This window comes from Micromonospora sp. NPDC047644, from assembly GCF_040704315.1.
GTDB lineage: Bacteria > Actinomycetota > Actinomycetes > Mycobacteriales > Micromonosporaceae > Micromonospora.
The window spans coordinates 142,891-167,434 of the sequence record NZ_JBEYSY010000015.1 but is presented as its reverse complement, the minus strand read 5'-3'; the positions used below and the strand labels follow the sequence as shown (position 1 = coordinate 167,434).

Sequence of the window (24,544 nt, the reverse complement as noted above, 5' to 3'; positions counted from 1 at the left end):
GGCTAGCGGACCACCACGGTGATGGTGTGCGCGCGGTCGTCCTTGGGGATCGTGACGGCGACGGTGCCGGGTCGGACGAAGCGGATGTCCACCACCCCGGCCTCGTAGTGCTGCGAGACCAGTTCCGGCCGGTCCACGGTGACCAGGCCGGGCCCGATGCCCTGGATCCGCAGCACCGCGCCGGTGGCGAAGCAGAGCGACCGGAGCAGTTCCAGCTCGGTGTCGGCCACCGGCAGGTCGTAGCGGACCGCGCCCAGACAACTGCTCGTCAGCGTGGTCGGCGGCGGGGTCGGCCGCTGGGGCGTACCCCGGGTCCTGGTCGGTGCGGGCGGCACCGGCACGGGCCGTCCGGCGGCCGACGGCGGCCGGGACGGCGACCGGCTGGTGCCCGCCGTCACCGACGGCGTGGGCGGCGGTGACGGCAGCGTCGACGCCGACGGGGACGGCCCACGCGGCTGTGCGGGCAGCGGCGAGACCGCGTCGCTGCCGCAGGCGGCGACCGCCGCGGCGGCCGTGAGAGCGGTGACGACGCGGCCGACGGCCCGGCGGAGCGGAACCACCCGACCCCCCTCCCCGATCGTCGATGCCATCGCCGACGCAGAGTCAGCCCGATTCGGCGTCGAGCTGTTGTCGGACCTGGTGGCGGGCCAGGTGCAACCGGGACTTCACAGTGCCCACCGGCACGTCGAGCAACTCGGCGATCTCGGGATAGCTGAGCCCGAGAACGTCGCGCAGGGCCACCACCTCGGCGAGGTCGGGGCGGACGGCGTCGAAGGCGTCGAGCAGGTCGAGGCGGGTGCCGGCGACCACGCTCGTCCGTCGGGGGTCGGGCCGGTCGGGCAGCGGCACCCCGCCGGCCTCCAGCCGGCAGCGGCGGCGCAGTGTGCGGTACGTGGAGCGGGCCCGGTTGGCCGCCAGCCGGTGCAGCCAGGTGCGCAACGAGGAGCGTCCCTCGAACCGCGTGATGCCGTTGGCCAGGGCCAACAGCGTGTCCTGGCAGGCTTCCTCGGCGTCCTCCCGGTTCGGCAGGAACCGGGCGCACAACCGCAACACCTCGGGGCGTACCGCGAGCAGCAGGGCGTCCAGAGCGGCCGGGTCGCCGTGCGCGGCGGACCGGGCCAGGGCGTCGATGTCGTCCGCGTCGGGCATGCCGGGTGTCCAATGCTCGCCGGTGCCGATCCCTGAGCGTACGGCGGGCAGTGCCGCAGCGCCCCCGTACGGTCCGGCACCCGACGGCTATTCGAAGCGGGACACGTCCCCGGCCCCCCGGCGCAGGACCTCCGGCTCGGGCCCCGACAGGTCGATCACGCTCGTCGGCTCACTGCCGCAGTCGCCGGCGTCGAGCACCGCGTCGAGCTGGTGGTCGAGCCGTTCCTTGATCTCCCAACCCTGGGTCATCGGCTCGTCGTCGCCGGGCAGGACCAGGGTGCTGGACACCAACGGTTCGGCCAACTCGGCCAGCAGCGCCTGCGTGACGGTGTGCCGGGGGACCCGCACGCCGACGGTCCGCTTCTTCGGGTGCAGCATCCGGCGGGGCACCTCGCGGGTGGCCGGCAGGATGAAGGTGTAGCTGCCCGGCGTGGACGCTTTCACCAGGCGGAAGACCGCGTTGCTGATCTGGACGAACTGACCGAGCTGCGCGAAGTCGTGGCAGACCAGCGTGAAGTGGTGCCGATCGTCGAGGTGCCGGATCTGCCGGATCCGGTCCAGCCCGTCCTGGTTGCCCAGTCGGGTGCCGAGCGCGTAGCAGGAGTCCGTCGGATAGGCGACCAGCCCACCACCGCGGATCAGGTCGGCGACCTGGCCGACGACCCGGGGCTGGGGGTTGTCCGGGTGCACGTCGTAGTACCTCGCCATCCTCCGAGACTAGGCGCACGAGGGGAGGATCAGGAGACGAGGGCCACCCTCGGCGCGGACGGTGGAGCCGCCGAGATCACCTCGGTAGGGTAGGTCCCGGTCGGCTCCGACCAACAAGATCCACACCGCCGGGGGGCACCACGCATGGCTGATTCGTTCGCGCATCTGCACGTGCACACCGAGTACTCGATGCTCGACGGAGCGGCCCGACTGAAGGACCTGTTCGCCGAGGCCAAGCGGCTGGGCATGTCCGCTGTGGCGATCACCGACCACGGCAACATGCACGGCGCGAACGACTTCTACAACCAGGCGATGGCCGCCGGGGTCACCCCGATCCTGGGCGTCGAGGCGTACGTGGCGCCGGAGTCGCGCTATCACAAGGCGCGGGTCAAGTGGGGTCGCCCGGAGCAGAAGAGCGACGACATCTCCGGTAACGGCGCGATCACCCACAAGACCATGTGGGCGAAGAACGCGCAGGGCCTGAAGAACCTCTTCACCCTCAACTCGCGCGCCTCCATGGAGGGGCACTACGTCAAGTGGCCCCGGATGGACATGGAGCTGATCGCCGAGCACGCCGAGGGGATCATGGCGACCACCGGCTGCCCGTCCGGCGCGGTGCAGACCCGGCTGCGGCTGGGCCAGTTCGACGAGGCACTCAAGGTCGCCGCCAGCTACCAGGACATCTTCGGCAAGGACAACTACTTCCTGGAGATCATGGATCACGGCCTCTCCATCGAGAGCCGGGTCCGCGAGGGGCTCACCGAGATCGCCCGCAAGCTCGACATCCCGCCGGTGGTCACCAACGACTCCCACTACACCCACGAGGCGCAGGCCACCGCCCACGACGTGCTGCTCTGCGTGCAGACCGGCAGCAACATCGACGACCCCAACCGGTTCCGGTTCGAGGGCGGCGGCTACTTCATCAAGAGCGCCGACCAGATGCGCGCGGTGGACTCGTCCGAGCTGTGGCAGGAGGGCTGCCGCAACACCCTGCTGGTCGCCGAGAAGGTCGACCCGAAGGGCATGTTCGAGTTCCACAACCTGATGCCCCGCTTCCCGGTGCCCGAGGGGGAGACCGAGGAGTCGTGGTTCCGCAAGGAGACCTTCGCCGGCCTGGGCCGCCGCTACCCGAACGGCATTCCCGAGGGGCACGTCGTCCAGGCGGAGTACGAGCTGGGCGTCATCAACCAGATGGGCTTTCCGTCCTACTTCCTGGTGGTCGCCGACTTCATCCAGTGGGCGAAGAACCAGGGCATCGCCGTGGGGCCGGGCCGTGGCTCGGCCGCCGGCTCGCTCGTCGCGTACGCGCTGGGCATCACCGACCTGGACCCGATCCAGCATGGCCTGATCTTCGAGCGGTTCCTCAACCCCGAGCGGGTCTCGATGCCGGATGTCGACATCGACTTCGACGAGCGTCGGCGCGGTGAGGTGATCAAGTACGTCACCGACAAGTGGGGTGAGGACAAGGTCGCCCAGATCGCCACCTTCGGCACGATCAAGGCGAAGGCCGCGATCAAGGACTCCGCTCGGGTCCTCGGCTTCCCGTACGCGGTCGGCGACCGGATCACCAAGGCGATGCCGCCGGCGGTGATGGGCAAGGACATCCCGCTCACCGGCATCTTCGACAACAAGCACCCCCGCTACGCCGAGGCGGGCGAGATCCGCGGCCTGTACGACTCCGACCCGGACGTCCGCAAGGTGATCGACACGGCCAAGGGCATCGAGGGGCTGATCCGGCAGACCGGTGTGCACGCCGCCGGCGTCATCATGTCCGCCGAGCCGATCATCGAGCACATCCCGTTGACGCGCCGCGACGCCGACGGGGCGATCATCACGCAGTTCGACTACCCGACGTGTGAGTCGCTCGGGCTGCTGAAGATGGACTTCCTCGGCCTGCGCAACCTGACGATCATCGACGACGCGGTCAAGAACATCGAGCTGAACCACGGCTTGAAACTCGACCTGCTGGCGCTGCCGCTCGACGACAAGGCCGCGTACGAGCTGCTGGCCCGCGGTGACACCCTGGGCGTGTTCCAGCTCGACGGCGGGCCGATGCGGTCGCTGCTGCGGTTGATGAAGCCGGACAACTTCGAGGACATCTCCGCCGTCCTGGCCCTGTACCGGCCCGGCCCGATGGGCGTCGACTCGCACACCAACTACGCGCTGCGCAAGAACGGCCTCCAGGAGATCACGCCGATCCACCCGGAGCTGGAGGAGCCGCTGCGGGAGATCCTGGCACCCACCCACGGCCTCATCGTCTACCAGGAGCAGGTGCAGCGCGCCGCGCAGATCCTCGCCGGCTACACCCTCGGTCAGGCGGACCTGCTACGGCGGGCCATGGGTAAGAAGAAGAAGGAGATCCTCGACAAGGAGTTCATCCCGTTCCGGGACGGTTGCCGCGAGCGCGGCTACTCCGACGAGGCGATCCAGGCGGTGTGGGACGTCCTGGTGCCGTTCGCCGGGTACGCCTTCAACAAGGCGCACTCCGCCGCGTACGGCCTGGTCTCCTACTGGACCGCGTACCTCAAGGCGCACTACCCGGCCGAGTACATGGCCGGGTTGCTGACCAGCGTCGGCGACGACAAGGACAAGATGGCGCTCTACCTGGCCGAGTGTCGCCGGATGCGCATCCAGGTGCTGCCGCCGGACGTGAACACCTCGGCCGGGCCGTTCACCCCGGTCGGCAAGGACATCCGCTTCGGCCTGGCCGCCGTCCGCAACGTCGGGGCGAACGTGGTCGCCTCGATCATGCGCTGCCGCGACGAGAAGGGCGAGTACGCCGACTTCTACGACTTCCTGTCCAAGGTGGACGCGGTGGTCTGCAACAAGAAGACGATCGAATCGCTGATCAAGGCGGGTGCGTTCGACTCCCTCGACCATCCCCGCAAGGGCCTGCTCGCGGTGCACGCCGACGCGATCGACGCGTACGCCGACGTCAAGCGCAAGGAGGCCGTCGGCCAGTACGACCTGTTCGGCGCCGGATTCGGCGACGCGGACACCGGCAGCACCACGGTGATGCCGACCATCGGCGACAGCGAGTGGGACAAGCGCGACAAGCTGGCCTTCGAGCGGGAGATGCTCGGCCTGTACGTCTCCGACCACCCGCTGTTCGGTCTGGAGCACATCCTCAACGCGGCCGCCGACACCACCATCGCCTCCCTGGCCGAGGAGGGCGGGGTGCCCGACGGGGCGGTCGTCACCCTCGCCGGCATCCTCTCCGGGGTGCAGCGCCGGGTCACCAAGCAGGGTCGTGCCTGGGCGTCGGCCACGCTGGAGGACCTGGCCGGTGGGGTGGAGGCGCTGTTCTTCCCCAACACCTACGAGGTGATCGGGCAGTACATCGCCGAGGACGCCATCGTGGTGGTCAAGGGTCGGGTGGACCGCCGCGACGACACTCCACGGATCATGGCGATGGACATGTCCATGCCCGACGTCAGCACCAGCGCCACGAACAAGCCCGTCACCCTCACCATCCCGGTGCACCGCTGCACACCGCCGCTGGTGGAGAAGCTCAAGGAAACCCTGGTGCTGCACCCCGGCGACACCGAGGTGCACGTCAAACTCCAGAACGGCGGGCGCACCACCACCCTGCGGCTGGGTCCGTTCCGGGTGGCGGCGACGACCGCGCTGATGGGTGACCTGAAGAGCGTCCTCGGCCCGGCCAACGTGAGCTGAGCCCGCATCGGTCCGGCCGGCCCGCGCCGGCCGGACCGCCGGGCTCAGACCCGCTCGGGGGCGCTGATCTCCCGCAGCTGGCCGTCGGCCAACCGCAACCACCGCTGCACGCCCATCTCGGCGAGGAACCGTTCGTCGTGGCTGACCACCACGAACGCCCCCTGGTACGCCGACAGCGCGCTCTCCAGCTGACCCACGCTGACCAGGTCCAGGTTGTTCGTCGGCTCGTCGAGCAGCAGCAGTTGCGGCGCGGGCTCGGCGCAGAGCACACAGGCGAGGGTGGCGCGCAGCCGTTCACCGCCGGAGAGCACCCCGACCGGCAGGTTCACCCGGGCACCCCGGAACAGGAACCGGGCGAGCAGGTTCATCCGCTTGGCGTCCGGCAGGCTCGGCGCGTACGCGGCGAAGTTCTCCGCCACCGTGCGGTCGAGGTCCAGCAGGTCCAACCGCTGCGACAGGTACGCGATCCGCCCCTCGCCGCGCTTCAGCTCACCGCCGGACGGTTGCAGGTCACCGTTGACCAGGCGCAGCAGGGTCGACTTGCCGACGCCGTTCGCCCCGGTCAACGCGATCCGTTCCGGCCCCCGGATCACCAGGTCGGCGCCGTCGCCGCCGAACAACTCCCGGTCGTCGAAGTGGGCCCGCATCCCCTGGCCGGAGAAGACGGTGCGCCCGCCCGGGACGGTGGTGTCCGGCAGGTCCACGAGGATCCGGTCCTCGTCGCGTACCGCCCGACCCGCCTCGTCGAGTCGCGCCTTGGCCTGACCGAGCCGGGACGAGTGCGTCTCCTGCGCCTTGCCCGCCGACTCCTGCGCGCTGCGCTTGAGCCCACCGGCGACGATCCGGGCCAGGCCGGCGTTCTTCAGGTTCTTGGAAGCGTTGCTGGCCCGCCGGTCGGCCCGTTCGCGGGCCTGCTGCATCTCCCGCTTCTCCCGCTTCACCTCCTGCTCGGCGTTGCGCAGGTTGCTCTCGGCCACCTCCCGCGCCGCCTGCACCGCCTCCGTGTACGCGGTGAAGTTGCCCCCGTACCAGCGGATCTCGCCCTGGTCCAGCTCGGCGATGCGGTCCATCCGGTCCAGCAGCTCCCGGTCGTGGCTGACCAGCAGAAGGCACCCGGACCAGTCGCTGAGGACGTCGTAGAGCTTGTGCCGGGCCTCCAGGTCCAGGTTGTTCGTCGGCTCGTCGAGCAGCAGCACGTCCGGGCGGCGCAGCAGTTGCGCCGCCAGGCCGAGGGAGACCACCTGGCCCCCGCTGAGGGTGTGCAGCCGGCGGTCGAGCGACAACTCACCCAGGCCGAGGCGGTCCAGCTCCGAGCGGGTGCGCTCCTCGATGTCCCAGTCGTCGCCGATGGTGGCGAAGTGCTCCTCGGCGGCGTCGCCGGCCTCGATGGCGTGCAGCGCCGTGATCCGCTCGGCGACGCCCAGCACCTGCGCAACGCTCAGGTCGCCGACCAGCGGCAACGTCTGCGGGAGGTAGCCGAGCACGCCGTCGACGGTGACGCTGCCGCCGCTGGGCGGCAACTCCCCGGCGATCAGCCGCAGCAGGGTGCTCTTGCCGGCGCCGTTGGGCGCGGCCAGGCCGGTGCGCCCGCCGGGAACGGTGAAGGACAGCTCCGAGAAGACCGGGGTGTCGTCCGGCCAGGAGAAGGAAAGGTTCGAGCAGACGATGAACGCATCAGACATGCGAGTGACCTCAAAGGGTGGGGTGGGCGCGCCTCAGCCGCCCGGCGACAACGGGAACCGGTGGAACGACGACATGGCCCCGGCGGCTGCGCGGAACGCGCGCCGAACCGATGGCCGAACACATCCGGTCTCACCCGGAGATGTCGTCGTCACCCGCCATGTCTGGTCTCCCTGGTCGTGTCACTGACCCAACTCCGCCGAGTCTAACAACGGATCTTCAACGCGCCACCGGGTTCCGGCCAGGCTCCGCCCACCCCCGCCGATCTTGCACTTGCGGTGGTAAAAAAGTCGTTTTCGCAGGTAATAGTCCCGACAGAAAGTGCAAGATCGGCGAGGTGTCAGCGGGGGCGGTACTCGACCTCGGGGCGGCCGGGCGTGCCGTAGCGAGGGGTGCGGGCGGCCCGGTCCACGGTGACGAGGTATTCCAGGTAGCGACGGGCGGTCACCCGGGAGATGCCGGTCAGCGCGCTCACCTCGGTCGCGGACAGCCCGACCTCCGCGCGGGTGCCGTCGGTGAGCGCGGCGCGTACCCGATCGAGGGTCTGCGCGTCGAGCCCCTTGGGCAGGCTGTGCCCGGCGGTACCGCGCAGGGTGGCGAACATCTGGTCCACCTCGTGCTGGGCGGCGACCTCGCCGTCGGCGAGCGCCTGGGCGCGGTAGTCGGCGTACCGCTCCAGCTTGTCGCGGAACGCGGCGAACGTGAACGGCTTGAGCAGGTAGTGGGTCACCCCGAGGGACACCGCGGTGCGGACCACCGCGAGGTCCCGCGCGGAGGTCACGGCGAGCACGTCGACGCTGCTGCCGGCCGCGCGCAGGGCCCGGCAGACGTCCAGGCCGTGCAGGTCGGGCAGCCGAAAATCCAGGAGTACGAGGTCCACGCCGCCGCCCGCGCGCAGGGCCGCCATCGCCGCCCGCGCGGTGTGCGCCACCCCGACCACCACGAAACCCGGAACCCGCTCGGTGTACGCGCTGTGCGCCTCGGCGAGCAGCGGCTCGTCCTCGACGACCAGGACCCGGATGGCGTTCATGACCGCTCGATTCTGCCCGGCAGCCGTACGGTGAACAGGCTGCCGCCGTCGTCGGAGCGGCCCACCTCGGCGCTACCGCCGTGCCGGCGTACCACCTGCCCGACCAGCGCCAGGCCGAGACCTCGTCCGGTGCTCTTGGTGGACCAGCCGCGCCGGAACGCGTCGGCGACCCGCTCAGGTGCCAGACCGGGGCCGCTGTCGGCTACCCGGACCACCAGCTCGTCGTCGGTCGCGCCGACGAAGACCCGCACCCGGCGCGGCGCAGGCGTACCGGCCACCGCCTCCAGGGCGTTGTCGACCAGGTTGCCGACAACGGTGAGGAGATCTCCGGTGGGCAGGGGGCTGTCGTCGAGGCGGCAGTCCGGCTCGATGACCAGATCCACACCGCGCTCGCCGGCCTGTGCGGACTTGCCGAGCAACAGCGCCGCCAACGCCGGCTCGGTCACCGCGCCGACCACCCGGTCGGTCAGCTGTTGGGCGAGGGCCAGGTCCCGGGTGCCGAGCCGGACGGCCTCGTCGGCGCGACCCAGCTCCACCAGCGTCAGCACGGTGTGCAGCCGGTTGGCCGACTCGTGGGTCTGCGCCTGCAACGCCTCGGTCAGCGCGCGCACCGAATCCAGCTCGCTGGCCAGGGTGCGCAGCTCGGTCTGGTCGCGCAGGGTCAGCACGGTGCCGAGCGCCGCGCCCTCGAAGCGGGTGGTCCGCTGGTTGGCGACGAGCACCCGGTCACCGGCGACGACCGGCTCGTCGCGGGCGTCGCGGCCGGAGTCGAGCAGCTCCGCCGCCGCGGGCGGCAGGTCGATCCCGGCCACCGGTTGGTCGATCACTGGCGCGTCCGGGTCGAGCCCCAGCAGCCGGCGGCCCTCGTCGTTGACGAGCGCCACCCGACGATCGGTGGTGAGCACGACGAGACCTTCCCGCACCGAGTGCAGGACGGCGTCGTAGTACTCGTACATCCGGGTCATCTGGGCCGGCCCCAGACCGTGCGTCTGGCGGCGGAGTCGACGGCTGAGCAGCCAGGAGCCCGTCGCGGCGAGGGCCAGAGCGGGCGCGACCACACCGAACAGCACCGGCAACTGGCTGAGCAGCTTCTTGTCGATCGCGCGGGTGGTGATGCCCACCGAGACCAGACCGACGAGGCGTCGCTGCTCGTCGTACACCGGAACGACAGCGCGCACCGACTCGCCGAGCGTCCCGACGTTGGTGGTGGTGAACGCGCGGCCCGCCAGAGCGGGCCCGATCTCGCCGACGAACGGCTCGCCGATCCGGTCCTCGGTCGGGTGCGAGAAACGGGTGCGGTCGGGGGCCATCACCACCACGAAATCGGTGCCCGTGGCCTGCCTGGTCGACTCGGCGTACGGCTGAAGGACGCTCGCGGGGTCGACGGTGCTGAGGGCCTCGCGGACGTCGGGGGAGCCGGCCACGGTCTGCGCCACCGCGAGCACCTCCTCCTGCGCGGCCTGGCGGGAGTCGCTGCGGGCCAGCCAGACGGCGCCCGCCGCGCCGGCCAGCACGAGCAGCGTCACCACCATCGCCTGGAGGGCGAAGAGTTGCCCGGCGATGCTCCACTGGCGTCGGGCCACCTCCACCACCCCTCCTCGTCGCGCCACCGCTTCCGCCGACGCGGTGAACAGAATGACCGCAAGGCTGTCAACGGGTGAGACGCGCTTCACATTGTCGACATGGACACCACCGCATCCGCCACCACCCCGGCACCGGCGGTCCGCCGGGACCGTACCCGTTACCTGTATCTGGCCGTCATCGTGGCCGTGGTCGCCGGCATCGTGGTCGGCCTGGTCGCCCCCGATTTCGGCAAGGAACTCAAGCCGATCGGCACCGGCTTCGTCAACCTGATCAAGATGATGATCAGCCCGGTCATCTTCTGCACCATCGTGCTCGGCGTCGGCTCCGTCCGGCAGGCCGCGAAGGTCGGCAAGGTCGGCGGCCTGGCCCTCGGCTACTTCCTGACCATGTCGACGGTCGCGCTCGCCATCGGCCTGGTCGTCGGCAACCTCATCCACCCCGGTTCGGGCCTGAACCTCGGCCCGGACCTGGTCGGATCCGGCAAGGCCGCCGCCGGTGACGAGGCCGCCGGTACGGCCGACTTCCTGCTCGGGATCATCCCGACGACGCTGCTCTCCTCGCTCACCGAGGGCAAGGTGCTCCAGACGCTGCTGGTCGCCCTGCTGGTCGGCTTCGCCGTGCAGGCCATGGGCCGGCGGGGCGAGCCGGTGCTCAGCGCCATCACCGTCATCCAGCGGGTCGTCTTCAAGGTCCTCGCCATGATCATGTGGCTGGCGCCGATCGGCGCGTTCGGCGCGATGGCCGCCGTGGTCGGCGCGACCGGCGTGGACGCCCTCAAGAGCCTCGCCCAGATCATGGTGGGCTTCTACGCCACCTGTCTGATCTTCGTGCTGGTGTTCCTGGGCGCGCTGCTGTGGTTCGTGGCCCGGATCTCGATCTTCTCGCTGCTGCGGTACCTGGGCCGCGAGTTCCTGCTGATCCTGTCGACCTCGTCGTCGGAGTCGGCGTTGCCGCGGCTGATCGCCAAGATGGAGCACTTCGGTGTGAGCAAGCCGGTCGTCGGCATCACGGTGCCGACCGGTTACTCGTTCAACCTGGACGGTACGGCGATCTACCTGACCATGGCGTCGCTGTTCATCGCCGACGCGCTGGGCAAGCCACTGGCCGTCGGCGAACAGATCTCGCTGCTGCTGTTCATGATCATCGCGTCGAAGGGCGCCGCCGGAGTCACCGGCGCCGGGCTGGCCACGCTGGCCGGGGGCCTCCAGTCGCACCGCCCGGACCTCGTTGACGGGGTCGGGCTGATCGTCGGCATCGACCGGTTCATGTCGGAGGCTCGGGCGCTGACCAACTTCGCCGGCAACGCGGTGGCGACGGTCCTGGTGGGAACCTGGACCGGCGAGTTCGACCGGGAGCGGGCGACCGCGGTGCTCCGCGGCGACGACCCGTTCGACGAGGCCACCATGGTCGACGAGCACGACGACGAGGAGGCGTCCCGCCCCGACGGGAAGGAGGCCGCGCCTGCCGGAGTCCCGGTCTGAGTCACGGCACGGGGGTCGCGGGCGACGCAGCGCCGCCGTGACCCCCGCCCGGCCAGTGGGAGACGGGATCAACGCCGCCGCCCGGATCGCGCTGGCCATCGTCGGTCGAGGCGGACGCTCGCCGTGCTCAGGCACGCCAGGCGTCCAGGCAGCGCGCCATCACACGGAAGGGGATGGCCTGCCCCTTGGTCAGGTCGACGGTGCCGCGCACCACTTCACCCTCGGTTGGTTCCGCGGTCACATCGATCAGCACGAGCCGCCCAGCCGGTGACGTCACCTCGTCGGTCGCCCCCGCACCGGCGAGCGTCGCCCAGCCGCCGCCGAGGCAGCCGACACGACTCGGCCAGGCCCGGCAGCCGGATGATTCCTCCGCACTCCAAATCGCGACTGGGTCGAGGAAAAGGATCGGTCGCGATGGGAAATCACCACGTGATCGACCCGATTGATTCAGAGAAGGCCCTGCACGGCCGACCGGCCGTTCACAGGGGCGACTGCTGCGGAAAAAGAACTCCACAACAGCCTTACCGCCCCTATCCCCGTTGATCAAGAGGTTTGCGTCACGACACCCGGCGGTGACGGCCGCGGCGGGCGTGCCGGTGCCGCCCCAGCCGATCCGGGCCTTGCCCTGCCAGCCCGGTGCCACCCGCAGGTCGACAACTGTGCCGGCGCGGACGACGAGCCCCCATTTGGCGAACAGTCGCGCCACCGGATCGGCTTTCTGAGAATCTTCCGCCGAGATCACGGGGGCGTCGGGCACCGCCTCGTCGTCGCCCACCAACCGGTAGTCCTCCGGCGGGGCTGGCAGCGTGTCGACCGATGGCGTGCACGGCGGCCCACCAACGCCTCCCTCGTCGACGGCGCCGTGTGGTTGGTCGGCGGCGTGGTGTGTGCCGGCCCGGGTCACCGGCCGGCGTGCAGGCGGTCAGGAGCGCGGCCAGGCACAGGGAGCCCCACCGGGCCGTGCCCCGGCCGGTCCGGCCTTCGACGGAATTCGAATGCATTCGATATTGATAGCAGATTACCGATATACGCGTTGGTAACGTTGCGGTGGGCGACAGCGCGTGGCAATAGTGGAGTTATGTCGTGATGAACGATCGGTCAGCAGTCGATCTTGCATGTGACATTTCCAACTGCCGCCTATTCAACCGCGTTGGAAATTGGGCTGGTAAACCTCGCCGGGTACCTTCCTGGCGTGCCAGACGCCTCTCGACAGTTGGTTGCCGATCGCTATCGGCTGGTTCGTCCGCTCGGTCAGGGCGGGATGGGCCGCGTGTGGCAGGCCCGCGACGAGATGCTCCAGCGCGACGTCGCCGTCAAGGAGTTGGTGGCGCCGCCCGGCCTGCGTGACGACGAACGCCAGGAGATGCGCGAACGGTCCATGCGCGAGGCGCGGGCCGTCGCCCGCCTGGGCCACCCCAATGTCGTACGCGTCTTCGACGTGCTGCACGCGGGCGGCGATCCCTGGATCGTGATGGAACTCGTGCCGTCCCGGTCCCTGCAACAGGTGCTCGAAGCCGAGGGGTCGATGCCGGTGGACCGCGCCGCGCGGATCGGGCTCGGCATTCTGGGTGCACTGCGCGCCGCGCACCGGGCCGGCGTGCTGCACCGGGACGTCAAGCCGGCGAACGTGCTGCTCGGCGACGACGGCAGGGTGGTGCTGACCGACTTCGGTCTGGCCACTCTTCCCGGCGACCCACGGATGACCCAGACCGGGATGGTGCTCGGTTCGCCGGCGTTCCTCCCGCCCGAGCGGGCCACCGACGGCGACGTGGGGCCGGCGGCCGACCTGTGGTCGCTCGGCGCCACCCTCTACGCGGCGGTCGAGGGACGCACCCCGTACCACCGCTCGTCTCCGATCGCCACGCTGGCAGCCCTCGCCACCGAGCCGCCACCGCCGCCGCAGCGAGCAGGTCGGTTGACCCCGCTCCTGCAGGGACTGCTGCGCCGCGAGCCGGATCAGCGGATCAGCGCCGATGAGGCGGATCGGCTCCTGCGGCAGGCCACCGTGCCGGACGGGCCAGCCGCCGCAGCGAGCCCCACCGGCGTGGGGCCGCTGACCCGGATCACGACACCGACCATCGCCGGCGACGAGCCTCGTCCGGCGATCGTGCCCGAGTTCGTCACCGTCGCGTCCGATCCGCCCACGTCGCCGGCTGTTCCCGCCGGGCCCGGGTTCGGGGCGGGCCGTAGACGTCGAGTACGGCTGATCGGGTCGATCGGGGCCGCCGCGCTGCTGGTCGTCCTGTTGGTCGCCGCGTCCCTGCTGAACGGCGGCCTGTTCGGTGGCGCGGGTGACCGCACAGGGGCGGCGCCGGCGGTGACCCCGTCGCCGATCGCCGAGACGCCGGTGTCCAGGGTGCTGCCACCGGCGCCCGCGGGTTGGCGCTACTACCGCGACGACCCCCGCTTCCTCGTACCGGTGCCGGACGGCTGGCAGGCGCGGCGCGACGGTGAGCGCGCCGCGTTCCGCGAGCCGGACGGCAGCCGCGTGCTCGTCGTCGACGAGCTTGGGTCCATCCCGGCGGACCTCCTCGCCGAGTTGCGGGAGCGGGAGGGGGCGCAACGCGGGCGGTACACCGACTACCGGCAGGCACGACTCGACGTGCTGCGCTACCAGCTGCGCGCCGCCGAATGGGAGTGGGCGTACACCGACGGGGACGGCACGCCGATGCACGCGTTGAGCCGTGTCTTCGTGGGTCACAACGGGCACGCGTACTCGATCGACTGGACCACCTCCGCGGCTGAATGGTCCGCGAGCGCGGCCGTCTTCGCGCTGATCACGGATGGTTTCCAAGGCCTGCCGGTCGCCGGTGTCCCGCCGTCCCGACCCGCCGGGCCGCCACCGTCGGCGAGCGTGGGCCCGCCGTCGCCCGGTGCGGGCAGTGGCACGACGACCGCCGCGGGAAATCCGCCGCAGCAGGCGGCTGCTCCACCACCGCCGTCGCCCACCCAGCGCAGCACCTCCGCCGGCCAGCAGATCTCCAGCTTCGCCAGTGACCGCTGCATCGACATCCCGGACGGCAACGCCGTCGCCGGTGCGCGGCTGCAGATCTGGGACTGTCGGCGGACCGCGAAGCAGCTGTGGACCTTCCCGGCGGACGGCACGGTCCGTTCGATGGGCAAGTGCCTGGATGTGGCGGGCCACTCCACCGACGACGGTGCCGCCGTTCAACTCGCCGAGTGCTCCGGGGCGGCATCGCAGAGGTTCACCCTCAACAAGGCGTACGACCTGGTGAACACCAGGGCGGACAGGTGCGTCGACGTGCGCGACTCGAACCCGGACAACGGTGCCCGACTGCAGATCTGGCAGTGCAACGGCAACGCCAACCAGAAATGGCGGGCCAGCTGAGCGCTGACGGCAGCGCCCGCGCACCCGTTCCGGGCCCTCCGGCTCGCCCTGCTCGGCGGCTCCCGGCGGTGATTCGTCGCCAAACCCGCCGCCGGTCGGGAGCCGCGGTGAAGAATGGTGGACCGGGGAGGGGTGCCGCGACGAACCGGGGGAGCGGTCGTGCTCGCAACCAGCCTCCTTGGCCGGCTTCGCCGCCGTGACCCGGGTGATGCCGTCCTGCGACGTGCGGCCCGGCTGACGCTCGTCGCGTCCGTCGTCTTCTACGGCTGCCGGTACGGCGCGGGCAACTCGACGCTCGCCACGTACGGGTTGTTCGGCACGATCGCGGCCGGGTCGTTCGCGCAGCTACCCGGTCCGGCGCCGCAACGGGCGCGGATCCTCGTGCTGTCGCTGCCGGTGGCGTGGGCGCTGATCGCGGTGGGCTCGCTGTTGGCGTGGAGCACCTGGGCGGCCGCCGGTGGCATGCTGGTCGTCGGGTTCGTGGTGGCGTTCGCCGGGGTCGGCAACCCGCGCCTGGTGGGGTTGGCCAGCGCGTTCCAGCTCTTCTACATCCTGGCGTCGTTCCCGCCGTACCAACCGGACACCCTGCCGGAGCGACTCGGTGGGGTGACCCTCGCCGTCGTGCTGCTGGCCGCGGCCGAGGTGGTCCTCTGGCCCGACCCGGTGCCGGTCTCCTACCGGCAGCGCCTGGCCGAGGCGGCCGACGGCATCGCCGCCTTCCTCGACGCCACCGCCGAGCGGCTGACCGACCCGCACGCCGCCGTGGGTCCGCGACGCGAGCGGGCGTACGACGTGGTGGCGGCGATCGCGCTGAACCGCAGCCCCCCGGCGTGGGCCCCCACCGCGGCGGGCGCCCAGGACCGGGCGTTGCGGATCTGCGGGGCGGCGTTACGGGAGGTGCTCGCCGACGCGGACCGGTTGGCGGCGGACGCCCCAGCGCAGCGGATCCCGGACCTGGCAGCGGCGCGCCTGCTGCGCTCGTGCGCGGACACCACCCGCGCGGCCGGCCGGAGCCTGTCACCGGGCGCCCCGGCGGTGGCCCCGGCCGACCTGGACGTGGCGGTCGGGCGAGCCGAGGCGGCGTACCCGGTGGGTTCCGGTCAGGTCCGCGACGAGCCGGACGTCCCCCGGTTGTGCCGGGACGCGACGGCGCTGGCCCTCGCGGACCAGGTGCGGGTCTTCGCCGTCGGTTCCCAGGTGGCGACCGGGGCGCGGCTCGGCGGCGGCGACGCCTCCTCGGAGCTGTTCGCGTACGCCCGGCGCAGTCCGTGGACGCTGTACTGGTGGCAGTTCCGCTCCCACCTGGCACCGCGCTCGGCCCACCTGCACAGCTCGCTGCGGCTGGCCGTGGCGCTCGCCATCGCCCGGGTGGCCGCCGGGGTGTTGCAGCTGACCCACGGTTTCTGGGTGCTGCTGGCCACCCTCACGGTCCTGCGCACGTCCGCCGCCGACACCCGTACGGCGCTGCGACCGGCCGTGCTGGGCACCATCGTCGGTGTGGCCGTCAGCGGCGGGGTGATGCTCGTCGTCGACGAGCCGATCGTGTACGCCGTCGTCCTGCCGGTCACCCTGCTGTTGGCCTTCGGCGTCGGCCGGCTGCTCGGCCCGGTGTGGCAGCAGGCGCTGTTCACAGTGCTGCTGACCGTCGTCTTCGCCCAGCTCAGCCCGGCAGGTTGGCAGCTCGCCGAGGCGCGCCTCGTCGACGTGCTGCTCGGCGCGGTGATCGGCGTGCTCGCCGGGGTGGCGATCTGGCCGCGTGGCGCGGGCCACGACCTGCGGCGCAACGCCACCCGCTACCTGGCGGCCAGCGCGGACGCTGTCGAGCAGACGGTCCAGGCGGTCCTCGGTGACGCTCCGCCGCCCACGGGTGCCCTCGACCGGGTCCGTCGCCGGATGGTCCTCATCGACTCGTCGTACGGCCAGTACCACTCGCGGCGGCACGATCCGCACCGTCAACAGGTGAACTGGGACGCCGTGCTGAGCGCCGGGCACCACGTCGTACCCGGAGCGGAGTCGTTGCTGCGGCGCAACCCGCCCGGCTGCCTCGCCGGCTGGCCCGGTGCGGCGGCGCTGCTGCGGGACTCCGCCGGGCGCCTGCGATCGGCGTACGACGCCGTCGCCGACGAGGTCGCCCACGGCCGGACCTCGGACCGGGCGTCCGTCTCGACGGCCTGCGTCGACCAGGTGGACCGGATCCGTCCGCTCCTCGGCGGGGCCGACCATCGGTCGGTCCGGCACCTGGTGGAGGTCGACCGGTGGCTGGCCGGCCTCGCCGACACTCTCGCCCGCGCCCGTCCGCCCGCCGCCGTCGAGCCGGCCGGCCGCAGCGACGAGGGCCGACCTGGCGGGTGAGTTTCGGCGCGGACGGGGGTCGGCACGGTGCCCGCGAGCGACTCACCTTCCGGCCCGCGGCCGGACGGGCCGCCGATCGCCGATTGGCCGTGCCCGTCGCGCGGCGTTCGGCCTAGCGTCGAGGGCATGGAGATCGAGCAGGCGCAGAAGCTGTGGGAGCCGGAACCGGGCTGGTTGAACACCGCCAGCTACGGGTTGCCGCCGGAGCCGGCGTGGACGGCGGTGCAGGAGGCTCTCGCGGTCTGGCGGGTCGGTCGTACGTCCTGGGAGGGCTGGGGCGAGTCGACGACCCGGGCTCGGGCCACCTTCGCCGGCCTCATCGGGGTACCGGCCGCTGACGTGGCGGTCGGCGCGGCGGTGTCCCAGCTCCTCGCGCCGGTCGCGGCGGCGCTGCCCGCCGGTGCCACGGTGGTGGTCCCCGAGGTCGAGTTCACCTCGAATCTCTTCCCCTGGCTGGTGCAGGAGGAGCGTGGTGTCACGGTCCGCACGGTGCCGCTGGGGTCTCTGGTCGACGCCATCGACGCGGACACCGATCTGGTGGCGTTCAGCCTGGTGCAGTCGGCCGACGGGGCGGTCGCGCCGTACGACGAGATCGTGGCCGCGGCCCGCGCGCACGACGCGCTGGTGGCGGTGGACGCGACCCAGGCGTGCGGCTGGCTGCCCTTCGACGGCAGCCGGGCCGACGTGGTCGCGGTGGGCGGCTACAAGTGGCTGATGAATCCGCGCGGGACCGCGTACGCCTATCTGGCCCCCGGGTTGCGCGAGCGGCTGCGCCCGGACGCGGCCGGCTGGTACGCGGGCCGCGACCCGCACGCCTCCTACTACGGCCCCCCGCTGCGGCTGGCTGACGACGCCCGCCGGTTCGACATCTCGCCGGCCTGGTTCAGCTGGGTCGGTGCGGCGCCCGCCCTGGAGGTGGTCGCCGAGATCGGTGTGCCGGCGATCGGGGCGCACAACGTGGCGCTGGCCAACCGGTTCCTGACCGGGCTGGGCCGGGCGCCGGGGGAGAGCGCCATCGTCAGCGTGGACGTGCCGGACGCGGAGCAGCGTCTGGCGGCGGCCGGCATCCGGGCGGCGGTGCGCGCCGGACGGGTCCGGGCCTCGTTCCACATCTACTCCACCGAGGCCGACGTGGACGCCGCGCTGACGGCGTTGACCGCCTGAACCTGGCGCCGAGGACGGCCGGGCGCGTGACCGGCCGTCCTCAGCGGCATCAGGAGCAGACGCTGAAGGTCGCTGCGGTGTACGAGAGGCGTCGCCACTCCAGGTCGATCCCGAGGCTCATGTCCCACGTGCCGTCTTCGAGGCGACCGAAGTGAAGAATGTTGCTGCCGGCGCCGTCGTAGTAGAACCACCCCTCGCCCTCGTAGCCGGCGAGTCGGGTCGCCGCCCTGGCCAGCGTCCGGGGGCCGACGACGCCGTCACCGACGAGGCCCCGAGCGGTCTGCCACTTCTTGGTGGCGGCGGTCGTCACCGGCCCGAACCGGCAGTCGACGCCCGAGCGGGCGAGGTAACCGTCGGCCCAGAGGATCAACTGCCACATCGCGACGACGTTGTTGTACGAGCGGGTCGACGCGGAGATGGGTCCCTCGTCGTTCCAGTCGTCGGTCCAGGTGCCCGAGCCCGCGACGTACCCCTGGCTGACGCTGGCCGATGCCGGCGCGGCCGGGACGGCGATGGCGCCGACCGTGGCGACGACGATCGCCGTCGCCACGGCCCTGATTCGTAGGTACATGGAACATCCCCCTCTGGCTGAATGGCAGCTGTCATGGGGGTAGATGGCCGGCGGACCCACTTTGTTCACGACGGGCGGACACTCGACGTCAGGCCAGGTGGCCGCCGATCTTCGTGTAGCCGCGCAGCAGGTCCCGCGAGATGATCAGCCGCTGCATCTCGTCGGTGCCCTCGAAGATCCGGTAGAGCCGGACCTGCCGGTACCAGCGTTCGATCGGCAGCTCCCGGGTGTAGCCCATGCCGCCGTGGATCTGGAGCACCCGGTCGACCACCCGGTTGACCATGCCGGCGCCGTAGAGCTTGCCCATCGACGAGGCGTGCCGGGGGTCCAGGCCGGCGTCGACCGTCCACGCCGAGCGCAGCACCAGCCAGCGGGCGGCCTCCAGCTCCGTCTCGGAGTCGGCGATCATCCACTGGATGGCCTGGTTGGTGCCGATCTTCGTGCCGAAGGTCTCCCGGGTGTTGGCGTACTCGATGGCCATCTGCAACACCCGCTCGGCGATGCCGATGGCGTGCGACGGGATGGTGTAACGCCCCTTGCCGATCCACTCCATGCCGAGCGTGAAGCCCTGCCCGATCTCACCGAGGATGTTGCGGTGCGGCACGCGTACGCCGTCGAAGATGAGTGACGCGGGCCCGCCCTCGCCCATCGTCTGAATGAACTCCGAGCGCCAGCCCATCGACCGATCCACCAGGAACGCGGTGGCGCCGCCGTTGCGGGCGCCCTTCTCCCGGTCGGTCACGGCGACCACGATGGCGAAGTCGGCGTCGTGACCGCCGGTGATGAAGGTCTTCTCGCCGTCGAGGATCCAGTCGTCGCCGTCGCGGCGGGCGGACAGCCGGATGTTGGCCGCGTCCGATCCGGCACCCGGCTCGGTGATCGCGAAGCAGGAGCGTCGTTCGCCCTCGATGGTCGGGATGAGGAACTCCCGCTTCTGCTCCTCGGTGGCGTGGAACAGGATGTTGTCCGCCTCGCCGCCGAAGCGGAACGGCACGAAGGTGCGCCCCAACTCGGTCCAGATCAACGACTGGAGGACGGCCGGCAGGTTCATCCCGCCGTACTCCTCCGGGGTGGCCAGGCCCCAGAAGCCGAACTTGCGCGCCTTGAGTTGCAGTTCGCGCACCTCGGAGTGGTCGAGGCCCGGCTGGTGCGCCCGTTCCCGGCGGAGCACCTCCGCCTCCAGGGGCATCACCTCGCGGGTGATGAACGCGCGCACGGTGTCTCGGACGGCGCGTTCCTCGTCGGACAGTGCGAAGTCCACGGTTCCCCCTCGGTCGGCGTGGTGGTGCGCCGCCACGGGCCGTAGCGGTCCCTCATAAACTAGCGGTGTAAGTTTTCATTCGTCCAGACCCCCGGTCCGGCCGACGTGCTGACGCCCACCCGCCGGCGGTCCCCGATAGGGTGCGTGAACAGGTGGTTCCCACGGGGAGGGACACCGCAGACCGAGGAGTTCCGACGTGCCCCGACCCCGACGGCCTCTGCTCACCCGCGACCGGATCGTCGAGACGGCGCTCGCGCTGATCGACGCCGACGGGCTCGACGCGCTCTCCACCCGCCGACTCGCCGCCGCGCTCGGCGTACAGGGTCCCTCGCTCTACAACCACTTCGCCACCAAGGACGAGATCCTCGACGCGGTCGCCGACACGGTCACCGGTGCCGTCGACACCAGCGGCTTCGCCAGTCGGGACTGGCTCGCCGCGCTGCGGGAATGGGCGTGGTCGTACCGGCGGGCGCTCACCGCGCACCCGAACGTCGTGCCGTACCTGGCGCAGGGCCCGGGCCGCCGACCGGCGGCCCTCGCCATGGCCGACGCGGTCTACGGAGGGCTGGTCCGGGCCGGTTGGCCGCCGGCCCGCGCCACCCACATCGGCGCGGCGCTGCGGTACTTCGTGGCCGGGTCTGCGCTCGGCTCGTTCGCCCGCGGCTTCGTCGAGGACCCCGAGTTGTACGCCGCGCACTACCCGCACCTGCGCCAGGCGCACCGGCTCGCCGAGCACCAGCAGAGCGTGGACGAGGGAGCCTTCGCCCTCGGCCTGGACGCCCTGCTGCACGGTCTGGCCGCCGAGTACGCCCGCACCGTCGACACGGTGGAGTCCGCCCGACCCAACGGGTAGCGTCCAAACTCCCAGCGCTAGTTTCATCGCCCGTCGCGACCCCCATCGCCCACCCTCGAAGGGACGACATGGACCTCGCCGCCCCGCCGCTGTTGCCCGACTCCCTGCGCCTGCGGCGCCACCTGTACGTCGGCGGGGAGTGGACCCCTCCCGCCGACGCCGGCCTCATCGACGTGGAGAACCCGAGCACCGGGGAGCTGTTCGGGCAGGTGCCGGCCGGCACCGCAGCCGATGTGGATCGCGCCGTGGCCGCGGCCCGGTCCGCGTTTCCCGGCTGGTCGGCCGCCACCCCCGCCGAGCGCTCCGCCCACCTCGACCGGCTGTACGCGGCGCTCACCGCCCGCGCCGTCGACCTCGCCCGCACCATCACCGTGGAGCTGGGCGCGCCGCTCAAGCTCGCCACCCGGGTGCAGGTCGGACTCCCACTGACCGTGCTGCGCGACCACGTCGCGCTCGCGGCCCGCGAGCCGGTCGAGGAGAGCATCGGCAACTCCCTGGTCGTCCGGGAGCCGATCGGCGTGGTCGGCGCGATCACCCCGTGGAACTACCCGCTGCACCAGGTGATGGCGAAGCTCGCACCCGCCCTGGCCGTCGGCTGCACCGTGGTGCTCAAACCCAGCGAGCTGACCCCGTTGACGGCGTACCTGCTCTTCGACGCGGTCACCGAGGCCGGCCTGCCGCCGGGCGTGCTCAACCTGGTCCCCGGCACCGGGCCGGTGGTGGGTGAGGCGCTCGCCGGGCACCCCGACGTCGACATGGTCTCCTTCACCGGCTCCACCGCGACCGGCGGGCGAATCATGCGGCTCGCCGCCGACCGGATCGCCCGGGTCGCGCTGGAGTTGGGCGGCAAGTCCGCCAACGTGATCCTCCCCGACGCCGACCTCGCCACCGCCGTCAAGGTGGGCGTCGGCAACGCCCTGATCAACTCCGGTCAGACCTGTACCGCCTGGACCAGGATGCTGGTGCACCGCGACCGGTACGACGAGGCCCTCGACCTGATCGCCGCGGCGGTGGCCGGCTACCGACTCGGCGATCCGTTCGACTCGGCGACCCGGCTCGGCCCGCTGGTCTCCGCCGCCCAGGCCGAGCGGGTGCGTGGCCACATCGACCGGGCCCTCGCCGACGGTGCCCGGCTGGTCGCCGGCGGGCCCGACGCCCCGGTGCCGACCCGGGGGCACTTCATCGCTCCGACCGTCTTCGCCGACGTGCGCCCCGACAGCGCGCTCGCCCAGGAGGAGGTCTTCGGTCCGGTGCTCGCCGTCATCCCGTTCGACGACATCGACGAGGCGGTCGCCATCGCCAACAACTCGAAGTACGGGCTGGCCGGCGCGGTCTGGTCCGCCGACACCGACGCGGCGCTCGCGGTGGCCCGACGGCTGCGTACCGGCGCTGTCGACATCAACGGTGCCCCCTTCAACCCGCTCGCCCCGTTCGGTGGCTACAAGCAGTCCGGCCTGGGCCGGGAGTTGGGCGTGCACGGGCTGGCCGAGTTCTGTGAGCTGAAGGCGATCCAACGATGACCGATCCCGAGCTGACCCCGGCCGCGCCCGTAGGCCGGCCCGAGCTGACCCCGGCCGCGCCGGCTGGCGGCACCGAGCCGGCGTCCGCGCCGGTCGTCGTTCGCGCGCTGGTCGCGCGCGGGTCCGGCGCCGACCTGCGGGTCGAGCGGGTACGCCTGCCCGCGCCCGGCCCCGGCGAGGTGCGGGTGACGATCAGGGCGGCCGGTGTCTGCCACTCCGACCTGTCCATGGTCAACGGCACCCTCGCCGCGAGGTTCCCGCTGGTGCTCGGGCACGAGGCGACCGGTGTGGTGGCCGGGGTCGGGCCGGGCGGTCAGCTGACCGTCGGCACACCGGTGGTGCTGAACTGGGCACCGGCCTGCCGGGCCTGCTGGTGGTGTCGGCGTGGCGAGCCGTGGCTCTGCGCCGACACCACGGCCCCGACCGTGCCGCGCGGCGAGACCGACGACGGCGTCCCGCTGCACCTGACCCTGGGCCTCGGCGCGCTCGCCGAGGCGGTGGTGGTACCCGAGCGTGCCGTCATTCCGATCCCCGCCGGGCTGCCGCCGGAGCAGGCCGCCCTGCTCGGCTGCGCGGTGCTCACCGGCGTCGGTGCGGTCCGCAACACCGCCCGGGTGACCCCCGGCGAGTCGGTCGCGGTCGTCGGGCTCGGTGGGGTCGGGCTCGCCGTGCTCAGCGCGGCCCGCCGGGCCGGTGCCGCCACGATCCTGGCCATCGACGTCGCCGAGGCGAAACGGGACCTGGCGCTCGCCGCCGGGGCGACCGACTTCCTGCTCTCCGACGACCGGCTCTCCAAGGAGGTACGGGCGCGCACCGAGAGCCGCGGCGTCGACCACGCCTTCGAGTGCGTCGGTCGGGCCGCCACCATCCGCGCCGCCTGGCGGCTGACCCGGCGCGGGGGAGCGGTGACAGTGGTCGGCATGGGGGCAAAGGACGACATGGTCAGCCTGGGCGCGCTGGACATCTTCCACTCCGCGCGCACCCTACGGTCCTCGGTGTACGGCTCGTCCGACCCGGACCGGGAGGTGCCGGTGCTGGCCGCCGAGCTGGCCGACCGCGCACTGGATCTGGGTGTGCTGGTCAGCGGGACGATCCCGTTGGACGAGGCGCCCGCGGCGTTCGACCGGTTGGCGCGGGGCGAGGGCGCTCGCTGGGTGGTCACGCTGGACTGACGCCGGTCACGGCCCGGGGTGCGGATCACTTGCCGGTGACGATGCCCGGGTTGATGCAGAGCCCCGGGTTCGCGCCGTTCTTCTCCGCGATCTCCAGGCAACGGGTCACCTTGTCGACCTTCGCGTTGGTCTCGGTGATCTGCTTGGAGATCTCGGCGTTCTTGCGGTCCTGCTCCAGGTTGCGGGTTTGCGCCAGCTTGTCCTGGAACGCCTTGATGTTGCCTTCGGTCTTGTCGTCGTGGTTCACCCGGGTGATGGTCACCGAGAGGATGTCCACATCGGTGGCGAGGCGGGCCTCCGCGCTGGTCTTGATGTTCGCGGCGAACGGCTTCAGGTCGACGTTGAGGTCGCCGGTCCGGGCGTCGATCTTCTCCAACGGGTTGTACGCGGCGAAGGCGTCGTTGACCGCGCTGTCGAGCTGCACACCCACCCGCTGACCCCGGAAGCTGCCGAAGTCGCCCTTGTAGTCCATGAACTGCTTCGGCGCGTTCTCCGGCTTGACCTGCCATTCGACCAGCACCTCGACGCAGGCGTCGGCGAGGGTGCCGGTGCGCACGCGTACGCAGTTGTTGCCACCGATGTGGTCGTACTTCTGGCGGCCCGCGTCCCACTCGCCGACCTTCTGCCAGGGCGCCACCCACTTTAGGCCCGAGCCGGTCACCTTCCCGGTGGGCTTGCCGAAGCTGGTGACGATGCCGACCGAGCGGATGGGCACCGAGTGGGCGCTGGAGGCGACGCCGACCACCAGCGTGAGGGCGAGGAAACCGAGCGCCGCGAGGGCGGCCATCCGCTTGAGCGGCCGTGCGGGAGCGACGAGGGCGACGACGGCGCTGACCGCCAGGGCGACGGCGAAGACGATCGCCATGGTGAAGCCGACGGGCATGGGGTACGGACCTTCCGGTGGGCGGTGTGGATCATCAACCTAGGCGGTCCGGTCAAGTCGGTGAAATTGGGCGACGGCGCATCCGCCGCGCGCCCTCCGAGCGAACACCCGG

At 71.7% G+C, this 24,544-nt stretch carries 18 protein-coding genes and 1 pseudogene; 9 read left to right on the top strand and 10 right to left on the bottom strand.

Annotation, left to right across the window (positions count from 1 at the left end):
- Window positions 1-2: 2 nt before the first annotated feature.
- From AB0877_RS24805 to AB0877_RS24795, 3 genes are all read right to left on the bottom strand, one after another.
- On the bottom strand, window positions 3-560 hold the full coding sequence (locus AB0877_RS24805) for a hypothetical protein (protein WP_366611819.1): 558 nt from the start codon (window positions 558-560) through the stop codon (window positions 3-5).
- 43 nt (window positions 561-603) lie between these two features.
- Entirely contained in the window at window positions 604-1,149 is a 546-nt protein-coding gene (locus AB0877_RS24800; protein ID WP_366611818.1) for an RNA polymerase sigma factor, read from the bottom strand.
- Window positions 1,150-1,236: 87 nt separating this feature from the next.
- Window positions 1,237-1,857 (bottom strand): L-threonylcarbamoyladenylate synthase, encoded by a 621-nt coding sequence (locus tag AB0877_RS24795; RefSeq protein WP_366611816.1) that lies wholly within the window; start codon window positions 1,855-1,857, stop codon window positions 1,237-1,239.
- A 144-nt stretch (window positions 1,858-2,001) separates the two neighbouring features.
- Between AB0877_RS24795 and dnaE the strand changes: the two genes are divergently transcribed.
- A complete protein-coding gene (gene dnaE, locus AB0877_RS24790) occupies window positions 2,002-5,532 on the top strand; it encodes a DNA polymerase III subunit alpha (protein ID WP_366611814.1) in 3,531 nt (1,176 codons plus the stop codon).
- 44 nt (window positions 5,533-5,576) lie between these two features.
- Here dnaE and abc-f read toward each other — a convergent pair whose 3' ends face one another.
- The 3 genes from abc-f to AB0877_RS24775 form a co-directional block, all read right to left on the bottom strand.
- Window positions 5,577-7,214, bottom strand: coding sequence for a ribosomal protection-like ABC-F family protein (gene abc-f, locus AB0877_RS24785; RefSeq protein WP_366611812.1), 1,638 nt, complete (start codon window positions 7,212-7,214; stop codon window positions 5,577-5,579).
- 338 nt (window positions 7,215-7,552) lie between these two features.
- Window positions 7,553-8,242 (bottom strand): response regulator, encoded by a 690-nt coding sequence (locus tag AB0877_RS24780; RefSeq protein ID WP_366611811.1) that lies wholly within the window; start codon window positions 8,240-8,242, stop codon window positions 7,553-7,555.
- Window positions 8,239-9,831 (bottom strand): sensor histidine kinase, encoded by a 1,593-nt coding sequence (locus AB0877_RS24775; RefSeq protein ID WP_366611809.1) that lies wholly within the window; start codon window positions 9,829-9,831, stop codon window positions 8,239-8,241. Before AB0877_RS24775 ends, AB0877_RS24780 begins: the two co-directional genes overlap by 4 nt.
- 93 nt (window positions 9,832-9,924) lie before the next feature.
- Between AB0877_RS24775 and AB0877_RS24770 the strand changes: the two genes are divergently transcribed.
- Window positions 9,925-11,307, top strand: coding sequence for a cation:dicarboxylase symporter family transporter (locus AB0877_RS24770; RefSeq protein ID WP_366611807.1), 1,383 nt, complete (start codon window positions 9,925-9,927; stop codon window positions 11,305-11,307).
- A gap of 127 nt (window positions 11,308-11,434) precedes the next feature.
- Here the strand turns inward: AB0877_RS24770 and AB0877_RS24765 are convergent, their stop codons facing one another.
- The gene (locus AB0877_RS24765; RefSeq protein ID WP_366611806.1) at window positions 11,435-12,082 is read right to left on the bottom strand and encodes a hypothetical protein; all 648 of its coding nucleotides are present in this window, start codon (window positions 12,080-12,082) and stop codon (window positions 11,435-11,437) included.
- 417 nt (window positions 12,083-12,499) lie between these two features.
- Between AB0877_RS24765 and AB0877_RS24760 the strand changes: the two are divergent.
- The 4 genes and pseudogenes from AB0877_RS24760 to AB0877_RS24745 form a co-directional block, all read left to right on the top strand.
- Window positions 12,500-14,113, top strand: a pseudogene (locus AB0877_RS24760) (protein kinase); the annotation flags it as partial.
- 48 nt (window positions 14,114-14,161) lie between these two features.
- On the top strand, window positions 14,162-14,656 hold the full coding sequence (locus AB0877_RS24755) for an RICIN domain-containing protein (RefSeq protein WP_366611863.1): 495 nt from the start codon (window positions 14,162-14,164) through the stop codon (window positions 14,654-14,656).
- Window positions 14,657-14,815: 159 nt separating this feature from the next.
- Complete coding sequence (locus AB0877_RS24750; protein WP_366611805.1) at window positions 14,816-17,008, top strand: FUSC family protein; 2,193 nt, start codon at window positions 14,816-14,818, stop codon at window positions 17,006-17,008.
- Window positions 17,009-17,134: 126 nt separating this feature from the next.
- Window positions 17,135-18,172 (top strand): aminotransferase class V-fold PLP-dependent enzyme, encoded by a 1,038-nt coding sequence (locus AB0877_RS24745; RefSeq protein WP_366611804.1) that lies wholly within the window; start codon window positions 17,135-17,137, stop codon window positions 18,170-18,172.
- A 49-nt stretch (window positions 18,173-18,221) separates the two neighbouring features.
- Here AB0877_RS24745 and AB0877_RS24740 read toward each other — a convergent pair whose 3' ends face one another.
- A complete protein-coding gene (locus AB0877_RS24740) occupies window positions 18,222-18,743 on the bottom strand; it encodes a peptidoglycan-binding domain-containing protein (protein WP_366611802.1) in 522 nt (173 codons plus the stop codon).
- 88 nt (window positions 18,744-18,831) lie between these two features.
- Entirely contained in the window at window positions 18,832-20,004 is a 1,173-nt protein-coding gene (locus AB0877_RS24735; RefSeq protein ID WP_238670770.1) for an acyl-CoA dehydrogenase family protein, read from the bottom strand.
- A 196-nt stretch (window positions 20,005-20,200) separates the two neighbouring features.
- Between AB0877_RS24735 and AB0877_RS24730 the strand changes: the two genes are divergently transcribed.
- The 3 genes from AB0877_RS24730 (at window position 20,201) to AB0877_RS24720 (ending at window position 23,549) form a co-directional block, all read left to right on the top strand.
- Window positions 20,201-20,857 carry a TetR/AcrR family transcriptional regulator C-terminal domain-containing protein gene (locus tag AB0877_RS24730; RefSeq protein ID WP_366611800.1) on the top strand — a complete coding sequence of 219 codons (657 nt, stop codon included), beginning with the start codon at window positions 20,201-20,203 and terminating at the stop codon, window positions 20,855-20,857.
- A 68-nt stretch (window positions 20,858-20,925) separates the two neighbouring features.
- Complete coding sequence (locus AB0877_RS24725) at window positions 20,926-22,377, top strand: aldehyde dehydrogenase family protein (protein WP_366611799.1); 1,452 nt, start codon at window positions 20,926-20,928, stop codon at window positions 22,375-22,377.
- Window positions 22,374-23,549 carry a zinc-binding dehydrogenase gene (locus AB0877_RS24720; protein WP_366611798.1) on the top strand — a complete coding sequence of 392 codons (1,176 nt, stop codon included), beginning with the start codon at window positions 22,374-22,376 and terminating at the stop codon, window positions 23,547-23,549. The genes AB0877_RS24725 and AB0877_RS24720 overlap by 4 nt, the downstream gene beginning before the upstream one ends.
- 25 nt (window positions 23,550-23,574) lie before the next feature.
- On the opposite strand, the gene AB0877_RS24715 is transcribed toward AB0877_RS24720, so the two are convergent.
- Window positions 23,575-24,432 (bottom strand): SPFH domain-containing protein, encoded by an 858-nt coding sequence (locus AB0877_RS24715; RefSeq protein ID WP_366611797.1) that lies wholly within the window; start codon window positions 24,430-24,432, stop codon window positions 23,575-23,577.
- Window positions 24,433-24,544: the final 112 nt, after the last annotated feature.